This window comes from Streptomyces sp. NPDC030820, assembly GCF_055572075.1.
Window position 1 is genome coordinate 23,445 of sequence record NZ_JBVIEB010000020.1, and the last position, 12,696, is coordinate 36,140.

Sequence of the window (12,696 nt, forward strand, 5' to 3'; positions counted from 1 at the left end):
TCTCCGAATGGCCAAGTGGAGCGCTGTGCCAGCCCGTCAACCGCATGCTCGGCTGCCTCCACCACTGCCTCACCAAACGAACCCACTACGACGAAGCCACCGCATTCCCCGTACCCCAAGCCCCTCAACTCTCCGTTGCCGCTTGACAGATCAACCGCATCGGATGTCTCTTTCGAAGCTCCTGACGTCCACGCCGGGAGTCGGCGTCAGGACCGGGGCCAGGATCCTCATCGGGGTCGGCGACGGCAGCACCTTCCCGACCGCCGGCCACCTCGCCGCTTACGCCGGTCTCGCCCCGGCGACCCGCAGTTCCGGGTCCTCGATCCGAGGCGAACAGCCATCCCGACGGGGAAACAAGCAGCTCAAACGGGCCTTCTCCCTTTCCGCGTTCGCCGCCCTGCGCGACCCGGCTTCGCGCGCCTACTACGGCAAGAAGATCGCGCAGGGCAACCACCACACCCAGGCCCAGCTCTGCCTCGCCCGACGCCGGGCCGATGTCCTCTTCGCCATGCTCCACGACGGAACCTTCTATGAGCCACAGCCCGCCAAAGCCACCTGACCTACATAACCTGCACTACGAGACAGGACGATCCCCGAGATGCACCACGGCATCTGAACCAATACGCCAGTCGGCAAGGCGCCGCGGACTCACACCGTGAAGGTTGGCCATGTCCGGATCGGCACCGGCATTGACCAGCAGCGACAACACCGCACCATCACCTCGATACGTGAACACCGCCTGCCACAAAGGCGTATTGCCCTGCTCGTCGGGGACATCCACCCCCGCACCCGCCGCCAGAAGAGAGCCGACAGCCGCGGCATCCTGCTCATCCGCCGCGAAGTGCAGCGGCGTCCACCCCCGGCGGCTCTCACGGCCCGAGCCCTGAACCTCATCCGTCATGCCAGCCATCATCACGACAGCTCGACAAAGGACATAGGGGCACCCCCCGAGGAACCCGGTGGCTTCCTTGAGGTCTGCGAAGTGTTCAGGGGCGAAGCCCTCCTCGCGGAAGGTCTGGACACACACGTTCCCGCCCTGGTCCGCGACCTCGAACGCCCCGCTGTCGCTGACTTTCACTAGGTCCCCGGCCGCACACCAACGTCGAAGGCACCCGGGCCAAGCTGAAACGCCTGGTCAAACTCGGCATCCTCACCGAAGCCGACACCGGCAACTTCGCCAGGAAACAGTAGTCGGCGCAGCGGCCGGCACCCGGGCCCCAAGCAGAGGCACCGATGAAATGAAGTTCCCGGGGTGACGGAATACGCGAAGGGGAATTGAGGCTGGTCGCCTGAGGCGACGCGATGTTCCGCCCACCGACCGCCGCCGGCGCCCGGCTTATGGGAAAGCCCCAAGGATGGTGGGAAGATACGGTGTGCCGTACCGCATCGTGACCGTGACCGGCTCGCACCGCACCGGCTTCGGTCTCCAGGTCCAGCCCGCCGTCCCTATCAAGGCGTTGGCCGCCCGTGTCGCTGACACCGACGTGCCCGTGCGAGGCGACACTCTGCTTCTGCTCTTTCCCGAGGGCCGCCACGGGCGAGCGATCCTTGCGGACTTCGCTCTGGAAGCCTGGCGCGACGGAGACATGTACTACTGCCGCAGCAGTCCTGATGACCCCGAGTTCACCCTCGTCATCGACACCGAGCGCGGACCGGAGGATCTTCCGCCGGGCACGGAGATCTGGTTGGACGATGCGGCTCCCACCGGCGTCGCGCGAAGCGGTGGCTGGAGCCGGATCATCGCGCAGTTCGATGAGCTGCCGTGGGTGAGGGTCGATCCTGACGCTGGCCCAAGGTGATGCCGTCACATAGGGCGGCCGGGCGGCTACGACCGCGGCTGAGTGAACAAGCCCGGTCCGGTCTCGACCAGGATGCCGCGCTCGGTCAACCGCTTGAGTTTCAGGCGGTGTTGTTGATGTTGTTGGGCGCGATCTCCAGGTCCATCGCCTCGCACACCTGTCGTGCGCGAAGTGGGGCGCCGGCCGTGGCGAAGAGCGCCATGATCTGCTGGTAGGCCGGATGGTCCGGCAGCTTCGGGGCGGGCGGCTGCGGATCGGGCAGCCCGAGCAGCGTTTTGCGGATGATCCGGACCTCGTCGGCGGCCCGGCCGAGTTCGTCCAGCCGAGCGGTCAGCTGCGCAATCTGCTCCCTCGTCGTCTCGGCCTGCGCAGCGATCTCCCGTTCCCGCTCCTCCAGCCGCGCCAGCACCGCTCCGAGGGTCAGCTCCCCGCCGGTCATGCACTGCGCCAGGCCGCTGTGGTGGCCCCGGTCAGCCGGCACAGTATCACCGCGGTCATCGCTCGGCCGTCGTTGCTCGCTACCACGGTGACCGCCCCCCACGTCCCTGCTTCCTTGGCAGATCGAGTGCCAGGGGCGGGGGCGTTGGCCGTCCTCTTCGTGCGTGTTTCTGATCCCCGGTGCTCAATAGCCTTGAGTCCTACGCCGGCCTGGTGTCCGAAGAGGCCGGTCGGGCTGGGGAAAGGATCTGCCGGGGCTGCGGGGAACGGCTGAGGCCAGGAGCCCGGACCGGAGTTCTGTGCGTCGGTGTGTCGGTCCCGGCAGTGGCGTCGGGAACGACGACTGCGCCAGCGCCTGGCGGCCGTTCAGGACGGCACGGGCGAGATGGAGGGCCCGGAATGCGGGCCCGCTGGGTGGCCGGCGTCGTTCGCCGCTCGGACGCGGTCAACACCGCGGCTCCGAGCTCCGTGGAACCTCTGCCTGGGCGATCGTGGCATACGGCGGTCGGTTTACGCCGAGTAATCCCGTGGGCGACCATGTCGTCTCGTCACACAGTCCTTATAGTGGGTGCTGCGTGCGCCCTGGGGAGAAGGTGAGCATGCCAGGCTCTGGCAGACTTCAAGAGAGCTACACGCTGCAGCTCGGCTGCCTGCTTCGTGCCAAAGTCAGGGGAAACGTCGTCGACACCCGCTGGCTGTACCACGTGTTTACCGGGGCCGGATTTATCCGGCCGCAGACCCCGGACACTGTGATCAAGGTGGAGTGTCCGCGCTGCAAGAGCGTCCTCGCCATGACCGTCGAGAGCCTGAGGAAGGCCGAAAGCAAGCGCCGTGCCCATATCGCGGTCGGGGCCGGCCTGCTGGCGTCGCTGCTGGTGTGGGTGCCGATGCTGATCAGCGCCGGTGGCCGGACGGCCGACGAGGGTCATGCGCAACCAGGCTTCTTCTCCGTCGGTGTTCTGTTCTTCCTGGCCGCCTTCTCGTTCGTCGTGGGCCTCGCGCTGTTCCTGAACGGCCGGACGTACTACGGGATCAGGCGCGTACGGCTCGTACGGCCCGACGGGGGTCTGTCGGTGAACCTGCGGGGCCACAAGGTGGGCTACCCGAAGGGCCTGGTCGCCGTATCCCGGCCCGACGAGCAGGGCTGACATCACCCGCCCCACGGCGCACGTGCCCCGGCCCTCTGCTGGGAGGGCCGGGCCCGGGACTGTCTGGCTCGCCAGCAGATGCAGCAGTCGACTGCAGTCAGAACTTGCTGATGTGTTGCTCCCACCGGTGCAACCGGTCCGTGTACTCGGGGCTACCCGTGGCGGGCACGGTCTGCAGGTCCTCAGGCAGAGTGATCTCTTCCGGCGCCCACGTGCGGTAGTTGAAGTGGCAGGCCCAAACGGCCCGCCGGGCGGAGTCGATGACGATGGCGCCCACGGCTCCGCCGTCGGCGAACGCGCCTTCGTCCACAGCGGTACGGCCGGCCTCGACCGCCTTGTCGCTGCTGCGGAACACCTGGGTGGTCATGCCGTGCGGGTGGCTCTTGCCAGTACTGCAGGCTTCGTGCGAACGGCGGACGTTCGCCGAGCAGATGTCGGGGCTGCCCCTGAGGCACAGCAGGTGGACCGAGCGGTTGCGTGCGACGCTGACTGCGGTCGGTCTCGCCCTCGCCGGCCGGGCTGGTGCCCGGATGGCACAGGTTATCGGGGTGTCCATCAGCCGCAGCGCGGTGTTGCGGCTGCTCGATGCTCTGCCCGAGCCCGAAGTCCCGGCCCCGCGAGTGGTTGGTGTCGATGAGTACGCCACACGTAAGGGCCGGGTCTACGGCACGGTCCTGGTCGATGTCGAGACCCGCCGGCTGGTGGATCTGCTGCCTTGATGGCGATATCTGACTCTCCCCACCCGGCACTCGGGTGTCCTCAGAGTTGCTCGGCTTGATTCCCCAGAAGAGACTGACTGGCGCCGGGCCGGCCAGCTCCGGGGACACGACGGCTACCTGACCTCCGAGGCGTCGTTGGACGCTCTACCCGGGTGCCCTGCGGGCCTTCCGGGCCCCGTCCCTGGCCGAGGCGTCGTAGCCGAGCAGGGTGCGCAGGACGTCGTTGGTGGCGCTGTCGCGCGGCAGCATCCCCGCGTAGCGGCCGCGCCGAACGAGCGGCACGAAGGGCTCCCGGGTGTCCAGCACCCGGCGTGCCCAGAACACGTCGCTCTCGGCAGGCGCGTCTACCTCGGCGGCGGTGTGCCGCAGCACCGCGCCGAACGCGGCCCGGGCCTCGGCGAGGTCCACCGGTGTGTACCGGTTACGTCCTTCAAGGTCACCCATGGCGGCGGCCAACAGCAGCTCCGGGGCGAACGGGTCGAGGGTATAGTCCGGCGACCGATGGATCACTCCGGCCCCCCCTGGGCTGGGCCGTGGCCGGCGGCTCCGGCGTGAACGGGAGCCGTGGCGGCGCCGGTGCGTCGGGAGACGCCGCCGTGCCCGTGCCCGGTTCCGCCAGCTCCCACTGGCGCAGCCAAGCGCGCCCCTGGTCGTACGCGCGGCGCAGTTCGGGTCGGGACAGCAGCCGGTCGCGCAGCTCGTCCGGGGGCGCCCAGCCGAGGAACGTGCCCGGCCCGGTGTCCGCGAGGATGGCCGTGAGGACCACCGCTCGGGGTCGGCCGATCCGGGCGGCCCCGGCGCAGAGAACCAGCAGCCTGGTGTCCCACCAGGCGGTTCCGTCCGCCAGGTCCACCACGGCCACCTCGGTGTGCACGGCCTCCTTGAGGACTTCCACGACCGCCCGCGTGCCGGCGTCCGCGAGCGGCTCTCCCGGACGGAGGCCCATCAGCGGCGGCACGGAGATCTCCCGCCGCTCCGGACGGGCCTCCGGGAAGCGCAGGGCGACGCCCAGGACCTCGACCGAGCCGCCGCCGGTGAGCGAGCCCAGCACCACCAGGATCAGAGGCAGCAGACCGAGGATGAGCGCGATGACGAGCACCGTGCCCTCGTGCCGCTCGCTCGGCCAGTCCGCCGTCGCGCTCAGCACAATCGTCAGGGTCAGCAGGACGACCACCAGCGCGAACGAGGAGACCACGGCCGATCGCCTGGACCAGGGCCAGAACGGCCCGTCGGACCTTTCCACGCTTCCCACTGTTCGGCCACTCCCGCTCCCCGTCAAACGCGCGGGGGAGCGCCAGAGCAGCTCCCGCATCCGGGACACGCAGAGCCGTCAGCCGTATCAGCCCGGGGTCGCCTGGCTCACCGATCCGCTCGCGGTCCACGGTGAGAGCGACTTGGCCGCCGTCATCGCGGGTGCTCACCACCGGCCAGCGGAGCGTCGTGTCCACCACCGCGCTGCTCCCCGACCTCTCCGGACCGGCCCTCGCGCTTCCGCTCGCTCCCCACTCGATTGAGGACCGGAGCAGGTGAGGCGACGAGCGGCCCTGGCCGATGTCAAAGGTTCTCATCAGAGCGCACCACGCGCCAGGCGGCCTCGTATCCCCCGGGGCCGTCCCATCCCGCTTCCCCCGGTGTCATCGGCCTCCCCCTTCCTCCTCCGGTCCTACCCGCCCGTCCCACGCCGTGTGCGAGCGTGCCGGGGCCCGCTCCAGTAGGGTGGTCAGATCGGCCGCGCCGGCCTCCAGTTCCTTCCCGCGCGCGTCAAGGATGTCCATCATCGTCCGCAGCGGCCGGGCCAGTTCGTCGAGACCGGTCCGGACCTCCGCGATCGCCGTGCTCCAGCCGAAGTCCGGGCGGTCCTCGCCGGCGCCGAGCACGCGGTCCACGATCGTGTCGGCTGTCTTGTCGAGCCTGCCACGGAGTTCGCTGCGCCGCTCCGCCTCCCGGGCCTCCAGGCGGGCGCCCTGGATCTCGCGGAAGACGAGAGTGCCGAGTTCGAGCACGGACGGAAGCACCGCGTCCAAGATCTTCATTCGCTGGAGCGAGGCCCGCGCCTGCGCGACGTGCTTGGCGTCGGCGAACCCGACGCTGCTGCGGTAGTAGCAACTAAGCTTGCGCCGCTGGTCAGCGAGCCTCTCCACCTGTCCCAGTTCCGCCACGGCCTGGCCGAGTGACATGCCCAGTTTCTTCTCCAGGTGGCTCTGGTAGAGGCTGCGGACCACCCAGCGGACCTGACCGCGCAGCTCGCGCAGGACGGGGTCGAGGCTGCGCTCTCCGGTCTTCGCCGCAGCCTGCGGTGTGTGCAGGACCGGTGGGGCGGTGAGCGTGCCCACGAAGTGCTGGAAAGCCGTCGCGGCGGCGCGCTGGGCCCGGGCGGCCAGTTCGGTGTCCGCCTGCCGCACCAGGCGGTCGAGTTCGGCGCCCCAGCGGGTGGACCACCCGGCCAGGACCTTGCCGAGGCCGCCCTCCGCCTCGGCCCGGATCGCGGCTTCGTCCGCCCCGTGCAGGTTCTCGACCGCGGAGCTGAGCAATTCGTGGACCGAGGCCCGCAGTTCCGCCCGGGCGGCGGCGACGACGCCGTCCAACTCCGTGGTGACGGCGGCGAGCTGGGCCAGTTCCCGGCGTGCCTCGTCGGCCGCGAGCCGGGTCTGCGTCCGCTCGTTTTCGGCCTCGTCCAGCGCCTGCGTCGCGACCCGGCTCCAGAGCCGCACCTCGGCGGCGGCGCGCAGCTCCGGGCGCCGGTCAACGAGGGCGGCCAGGTCCGCGCGGAGCCCGGCGATGCCATCCCAGTCCCCGGTCGATCCGTCGAACACGCCAAGACCGTAGGGGTCGGCGGCGACGAGGTGGACCGGCACGTGGTCCGGTGGCAGGCCGTCGTCCGCGCCGCGAGCCAAGAGCAGGGCCAGTTCATCGCGCTTACGGGCGCAGAGCCGCCGGTACGCGTCCGGATTGTCCTGCGGGTCGATGCCCGCCTCGTCCATCCGCCCCACCGCCAGCAGCAGTGCGCCGGCCGGGAATAGCCGCGACGCCTTCGGCCCGAAGAGGGCGCCGGTGGCCACAGCGCGGATATGCTCCACGCCGGTGGTGGCCAGCTGGGGCGGGAGCACGACGAGCAGGGCGTCGGTGACGCCGAGCGCATTGTCGGCGGCGGCCTCGTGCTCGGGGTGGCCCGCGGAGATGCCCGGGGTGTCGGCGTATTCGATCCCGGCGCTGGTCTCCCGGCCGACGACGAAGGTCTCGGGGCGGGCACCGATCGTCAGCCACGACGGCACGGCCGTCCCGTCCTCCACCAGCAGGCGCTTGACCAGGCTCGATTTGCCGGCGTCGTAGGGGCCGTAGACGGTCACCCGCACGGCCGGGCTGTCCCTGAACTCGTCCCACAGGGCCGTGACCTCGTCCGTGACGCCCTTCCCGGCGACGGTGCTCACCGCGGCGCGGATTCGGTCGATCCATTCCCCGGTGGTTTCCGCCCCGTTGACGGACGAGGTCGCGGTCCCGCTCTCGGTCTCGCTCATCGCTCCCCCTCTGTGTGCTGCCGTGCCGAGTGGCCGACGGGCTCGTGGCCCAGGTGGGCGAGCGCGTCGGCGATCACTTCCCGGATGGTGCCGATCCTGTCCCGCAGCGCGTCCGTGGTCCGGTTGTACACGGCCGCGCGTTCGTCGATCTCCTTGACGCGGGCGCTCAGTTCCTCGCAGTCGTCGTCGAGCCCGGACAGCAGGCCGGGCTCGTCCTCGGTTCCGTCCGTGATCACCTCGGCCCACCGGGCGCCGGACTCCCGGAGGGCCATCGACACCGCCAGCCGCCCCCGGGCCAGTTCCTGGTCCTCCTGCACATTGCGGACCAGGGTGTAGACGTCAACGACGCTGCCGGCCACCTGCAGGACCATTCCCGCCCTCGCCATCACCACCGCCCCGCGCGTGAGCGTGGCCGGCTCCAGGCTCCGGCCGAGCCACGTCGCCACCCGGCCGATCACCGGACCGTCTGCGGCCTTCCCGATCAGCGCCCCCACCCGGCCGAACCCCCGGGCGGCCTTCCTGCGGCGCTCGCGGCGTGGGTGGCCGTTCAGAAAGCGGAGGCCCTCCACGGCGCCGGTCTCCGGGAAGGTCCGGGCGAACGCCTTGGATCCCAATCGGCGGCGGAAGGAGTGGGCGGTGCGCCGCCGCCATACCGTGATCTCGTCGGCCGATTCGGCCCACCACTGCTCGACGACCGCCTGCAGGTCCGGGTCCTCCGTCCACCGGTCGAGGCGCTCGGCGAGCGCCTTGCGCTCCTCCGGGTTGCTGTTGCGCAGTGCCCTCCCCAGTCCGCGGTCGAGGAACTCGACCACCAGGTCGGTGAGGCGCGCGGCCCGTACCTGCCGGATGGCAAGGCCCTCGCGGAGCCGGTCCGCGACGTCCGCGCGCAGCCGGTCGAGCTGGTCGGCCCGTTCGCGTGCCACACGCTCCTCGGCCTCGGCGTTTCGCAGCACGGCACCGAACCGCGCGAGTCCGCCGTGTAGTACGGACACGTCGACGCCGTTCGCGTCCAGACTCGGCCGCAGTTCCTCCAGCGCCTCGGCAAAGACGTCCATGCCGTCCCAGTGGCGGTGCGGGTCGAAGTGTTCCCTGCGGCTGCCCTGGAAGCCGTAGGGGTCGGCGGACACGCACACGACGCGGTCCGGGTCGACCGGGGGTCGCCCGGAACCGGGCGGCGCCGTCCGGTCCAGGGCCTGCGCGAGTTCCATGCGCTTACGGGCGCAGCGCAGGGCGAACTCCCCGGGTGCGTCGAACGGATCGGGGCCGATCTGATCGGAACGGTTGATGATCAGGACGGTCCGGTCGAGCTTCCCCTGCAGGTGCCGTTCCGGGTCCCCGTCTAGGACAAGGTCGAGGTCGTCGCGTTTGCCCACGACCAGGTTGGGCGGGAACAGGTAGAGGACGGCGGCGGCGTCCGGCACCGCGCTGTGCGCCGCCCCGCGGTGGGCCTTCCGTCCGCTCTGGAAGCCGGGGTTGTCGACGAGCACAACGCCATCGATCTCGTACGAGGTCGGCTCGGCGGTCTGCGGTACGGCGGCGACGGCGGGGAGTTCATCCGGATCCGTCTCGGTGTCCACCAGCTGGCGCCGGACAAAGGAGGACTTGCCAGTGTTGTAGTCCCCGCACACCAGGATCCGGGGCCGGGCGTCGGCCGCGAGCCTGCCGAGCTGTGCCAGCACCTCGTCGACGCCGGCGTCGACGGCGGCAGCAGCCTCGGCCGCTTCGGTGTCTTCGACTGCTTGGGTGCGGCCATCGGAGCCGGCGGCGGTGCGCTCGCGCAGCCGGCGGCGGGTCTCCCGCAGCCAGCGCCGGCCCGATCCCGGGGCGGGCACGGCGAACGGCCCCTCGGCCGCCCCTCGCGTCCACTCGGGGAATCCGGGCTGGGCAATGGACTGCGCCGGTTCGGACGGCAGCGAGGGTGCCTCTCCGGTGCCCGGCTTCTCGGCACACCAGGACTCGCCGAGCCACAGGTGTGCGGTCGCCGCGTTCCCCGCGAGGCCGGTGGCGGCCTCGCACGCGAGGGCGGTCTCGCGCAGCACTGCCGTCGGATCCGCGGGGTCCGGCAGACCCGCGGCCGTAGTCCGCAGCAGCTTCCGGCGGTGCGCGGCGGACTCCGCGACGCGGCGCAGTTCGACACCCTGTTGCACGGCGGCGCCGACCCGCTCGGCGAAGGCCTGGCGGACCAGCTCGCCCGCCCGCTCGGCCGCCGCCGTACGAGCCCTCTCGAAGGTCGCGGCCACGGCCTTGCGGGCGTCGGCGCGGGCGCGTGCCAGCGCCTCCTCCTGGCGCCGGCGGGCACGGCGGCGGCTCCAGCCGCTGAACGCCCGCCCGATCAGGCCCGCGGCCGCACCGGCGAGCAGGATGCCGCCGACGGTCCAGCCGACCGGGTTCCAGATGTTGGCGGCGACGAGAGCCGCCATGGCGGCGCTGCCGACGCCCGCCGCCGCACCACCCACACCGGCTGCGATGCTCATGCCGCGAAGGAGCCGCCCGGCCCGGCCCTCCACCCGGGCCCGCTCGGCCGCGACCGCAGCCAGGTCCGCCGCGGCGTCCTCGACGACGAGGCCGACCCGGCGCCGGAGGTGTGCGGCGCTCGCCTTCAGTGCCCCCTGCAGGGCGTCTTCGATCTCCGCGGTGTCGAAGACCCGCTCGGCGAACACCTGGTCCGGCACCACCTCGTTGCGCGCCATGGCCCGGTCGACGACGTCGTCGGCGCGCCGCTGGGCCGCGTCCCGCACCGGGGCCAGTGCCGCACGGATCGCGTGGTCGGCGTACCGCTCGAACTCCCCCGTCGAAGGTGCCTCGAAGCATCCTCCGCGCATCCGCTCCAGCTCGGCGAGGGCGGCGCGCAGCCCCCCGGCGTCCCAGCGCGGGTTCCGTTCCGGTCGGCCGCCTGCGACACCGGATACCGCCTCCGTGCCTGCCGTGCCGGATTCGTCCGCCGCGGGGTCGGGGTCCGTGAAGGCCGATTCCGGTGAGCCCAGGATCGTCAGCATCCGTTCGATGCCGATCTCCGTCTGCTCGGCGAGCCGGAGCGCGGGCTCCTCAACGTGCACCCGGAGCCTGTCGTCCGCGTTCCGGCAGGCCCCGCTGATCTGGGACACCAGAGCGCCGAGCCGCAGACCGACCGCGTTCCGGCCGAGGGCCGCGGCGAGCAGGGATTCGAGGGCCGGCAGGTTCGACCAGTCGAGGAGGACGTCGATGGAACCCGCCTCGGCCCGGTGCTTCGACAGGCTCTCGGGGTCGGGCCCTTGGTAGGGCAGGGCGGCGCGGGCGAACACCGCCCGCTTGGTGTTGAGGGCCACGACCGGGACGTCGTGCAGGCCGATCCGGGCGAGTTCGTCTCGGATGTTCTCGGCGTGCTCGGCGACGGAGCGGGAGAGCCTGCGACGGATCTCCTGCTGCGGCACACGGGTGGGGAAGCGCCACATCGAGCTGCGGTTGTTGAGGACGGCTACCACCGGCTTGCCGTAGTCGGCGATCCAGTCGGCCACCTTGGCGAACTCCCCGTCCTGCTGGCTCTGGCTGTCGAAGCAGAGGATCACCACATCCGCGGAGACCAGTGCCTCACGAGCGGTCTCCTCCAGCTCCGAGCGCGACTTCGTCCGCCCCCAGCCGTTGGTGCCCGGGGTGTCGACGACGCGGCAGCCGCGCCACTGGCCCGGATTGACGTCGGTGGTCCAGTCGGACGCGCCGTCGGGAGAGATCGAGCCGCCGAACCCCTGGGTCAGCGCCTCTGTCAGGCTGCTCTTGCCGGTACCGGTGCGGCCGAACAGGACGAGGTTGAACGTCCCGAGTTCGTCACCGAGCCGGCGCCGCGTCAGATCCTCCAACTCGCGGACGACGGCCCGCACTACGTCGTGGGCGTACGCGCGGAGCGCGTCAGGGCCGGGAGGGGACGACGCTTCTAAGACGGATCGCGCCGTCGTGGCCGACTCGCCGGACAGTTCGTGCCCGACCCCCTGCATGAGCCCGTCGACGAGCCCGTTGATCTCGCGTCGCAGATCCACTGCGACCGGACGGCTCCGTTCGATCGCCTCCGCGACAGCGCGCTCCAGATTTTCCGCCCCCACCAGAGCCTCCCCCGCTCCGTACCCGCCCGTCGCCCTACCGAAGGCCGGGCAACGCGGGACAATCGTGGCAGAAAAACGACCCTCTCGGGAGGCTTTTTCGACATATGCGCGAGCTACTGGACACGCCCGCGTTCTGCGGTTACGCCTGTTTTGGTCAGTGGCGGCGACACGGTTTCGCGTCGACGTCGTTGTCTTGACTCCGCGGGCGCCATGCGCGCCGTGCCGCCCCCGCCCAGCCAGACTGCGTCCGGCGGCGGAGCAAGCGGGGTTCGCACTGCTCGCCCTACGCTGATCGTGCTGGGAGGCAGCTTTCTGCCTGCCGTACGTTCGAGACGCCCGGAGCGACGGCGCGATGCACGCCTCCTGGCCTTCCGCATCCTCCGCCTCTTCGAACGGCGGAGGTGAGCATGGCTACTGAGGTTTTCGGCCCAGGGTGACGGTGATCTCGCTGGTGGGTGTATCCCGGTGTCATGCGGTATCCCGATGGGGGTGGCCTCACCGCGAAGCAGCGGGCGGTGCCACCACCCGCACTTCGGGACGGACGACCTGTGAGCACGTCTGAACCCTGCTCCAGCGGTTCCTCGATGACATGTTCCACCTCGACGTACCCCCGGGACGAGAGACAGAACGTTGGCCCTGATGACGATGGGGGCGATGTCGGCCAGCAGGCGGGCGCGGAGCGTCGTTCTAGCTCAACATGCTGAACTTGACAGGGAAGCGCAGGGCGTGTCGGGCTCGGTAGGTCTCGGGCATGCCGGTGACGGCGGTCCGCTCGCGCCCGAACCGTTCAATGATCTTGTCGTAGACCTCCAGGCGCCGCTCGGACTCCACGTCCAGGTCGATGTCCGGCAGCGACGTGCGCCGCTCGCTGAGGAACCGTTCTTCACCGACCACTGAAACGTGCGGTTCGCTGTTGAACTGGGGTGATGTGTCGCGGTCGTGTCCGTGACGTGCGTCGGTGCTCTTGTGGACGCTGTTGAGAACTGACCGCTGACCGCTGTGGC

Annotated in this window: 10 protein-coding genes and 2 pseudogenes; 4 read left to right on the forward strand and 8 right to left on the reverse strand. The window is 70.8% G+C overall.

The genetic code is table 11. From position 1 onward, the window contains the following. Positions 1-169: 169 nt before the first annotated feature. Positions 170-559: pseudogene (locus ACZ418_RS37830) on the forward strand (transposase); the annotation flags it as partial. Between the two features lie 15 nt (positions 560-574). On the opposite strand, the gene ACZ418_RS37835 reads toward ACZ418_RS37830, so the two are convergent. Next, positions 575-1,078, reverse strand: coding sequence for an ankyrin repeat domain-containing protein (locus ACZ418_RS37835; protein WP_468372075.1), 504 nt, complete (start codon positions 1,076-1,078; stop codon positions 575-577). A 295-nt stretch (positions 1,079-1,373) separates the two neighbouring features. Between ACZ418_RS37835 and ACZ418_RS37840 the strand changes: the two genes are divergently transcribed. After that, the gene (locus ACZ418_RS37840; RefSeq protein ID WP_468372077.1) at positions 1,374-1,799 is read left to right on the forward strand and encodes a hypothetical protein; all 426 of its coding nucleotides are present in this window, start codon (positions 1,374-1,376) and stop codon (positions 1,797-1,799) included. A 100-nt stretch (positions 1,800-1,899) separates the two neighbouring features. Here ACZ418_RS37840 and ACZ418_RS37845 read toward each other — a convergent pair whose 3' ends face one another. Continuing rightward, positions 1,900-2,280 carry a hypothetical protein gene (locus ACZ418_RS37845; protein WP_468372079.1) on the reverse strand — a complete coding sequence of 127 codons (381 nt, stop codon included), beginning with the start codon at positions 2,278-2,280 and terminating at the stop codon, positions 1,900-1,902. A 748-nt stretch (positions 2,281-3,028) separates the two neighbouring features. Between ACZ418_RS37845 and ACZ418_RS37850 the strand changes: the two genes are divergently transcribed. After that, positions 3,029-3,385 carry a hypothetical protein gene (locus ACZ418_RS37850; protein WP_468372081.1) on the forward strand — a complete coding sequence of 119 codons (357 nt, stop codon included), beginning with the start codon at positions 3,029-3,031 and terminating at the stop codon, positions 3,383-3,385. Between the two features lie 97 nt (positions 3,386-3,482). On the opposite strand, the gene ACZ418_RS37855 is transcribed toward ACZ418_RS37850, so the two are convergent. Beyond that, entirely contained in the window at positions 3,483-3,752 is a 270-nt protein-coding gene (locus ACZ418_RS37855) for a hypothetical protein (RefSeq protein WP_468372084.1), read from the reverse strand. A 163-nt stretch (positions 3,753-3,915) separates the two neighbouring features. Here ACZ418_RS37855 and ACZ418_RS37860 point away from each other — a divergent pair, with 163 nt between their 5' ends. After that, the gene (locus tag ACZ418_RS37860; RefSeq protein ID WP_468372086.1) at positions 3,916-4,104 is read left to right on the forward strand and encodes a hypothetical protein; all 189 of its coding nucleotides are present in this window, start codon (positions 3,916-3,918) and stop codon (positions 4,102-4,104) included. Positions 4,105-4,248: 144 nt separating this feature from the next. On the opposite strand, the gene ACZ418_RS37865 is transcribed toward ACZ418_RS37860, so the two are convergent. The 5 genes and pseudogenes from ACZ418_RS37865 to ACZ418_RS37885 form a co-directional block, all read right to left on the reverse strand. After that, positions 4,249-4,548 carry a hypothetical protein gene (locus tag ACZ418_RS37865; RefSeq protein ID WP_468372088.1) on the reverse strand — a complete coding sequence of 100 codons (300 nt, stop codon included), beginning with the start codon at positions 4,546-4,548 and terminating at the stop codon, positions 4,249-4,251. Then, positions 4,541-5,347 carry a hypothetical protein gene (locus ACZ418_RS37870; protein ID WP_468372091.1) on the reverse strand — a complete coding sequence of 269 codons (807 nt, stop codon included), beginning with the start codon at positions 5,345-5,347 and terminating at the stop codon, positions 4,541-4,543. Before ACZ418_RS37870 ends, ACZ418_RS37865 begins: the two co-directional genes overlap by 8 nt. 391 nt (positions 5,348-5,738) lie before the next feature. After that, on the reverse strand, positions 5,739-7,619 hold the full coding sequence (locus tag ACZ418_RS37875) for a GTPase domain-containing protein (RefSeq protein WP_468372093.1): 1,881 nt from the start codon (positions 7,617-7,619) through the stop codon (positions 5,739-5,741). Continuing rightward, entirely contained in the window at positions 7,616-11,692 is a 4,077-nt protein-coding gene (locus ACZ418_RS37880) for a GTPase (protein ID WP_468372096.1), read from the reverse strand. The genes ACZ418_RS37875 and ACZ418_RS37880 overlap by 4 nt, the downstream gene beginning before the upstream one ends. Before the next feature lie 717 nt (positions 11,693-12,409). After that, positions 12,410-12,574, reverse strand: a pseudogene (locus ACZ418_RS37885) (hypothetical protein); the annotation flags it as partial. Positions 12,575-12,696: the final 122 nt, after the last annotated feature.

Excerpts from the sequence above, each read along its gene's own strand:
- ACZ418_RS37865 (WP_468372088.1), bottom strand. The coding sequence starts at position 4,548 with ATGGGTGACCTTGAAGGACGTAACCGGTACACACCGGTGGACCTCGCC.
- ACZ418_RS37860 (WP_468372086.1), top strand. The coding sequence starts at position 3,916 with ATGGCACAGGTTATCGGGGTGTCCATCAGCCGCAGCGCGGTGTTGCGG.
- ACZ418_RS37855 (WP_468372084.1), bottom strand. The coding sequence starts at position 3,752 with ATGACCACCCAGGTGTTCCGCAGCAGCGACAAGGCGGTCGAGGCCGGC.
- ACZ418_RS37850 (WP_468372081.1), top strand. The coding sequence starts at position 3,029 with ATGACCGTCGAGAGCCTGAGGAAGGCCGAAAGCAAGCGCCGTGCCCAT.
- ACZ418_RS37875 (WP_468372093.1), bottom strand. The coding sequence starts at position 7,619 with ATGAGCGAGACCGAGAGCGGGACCGCGACCTCGTCCGTCAACGGGGCG.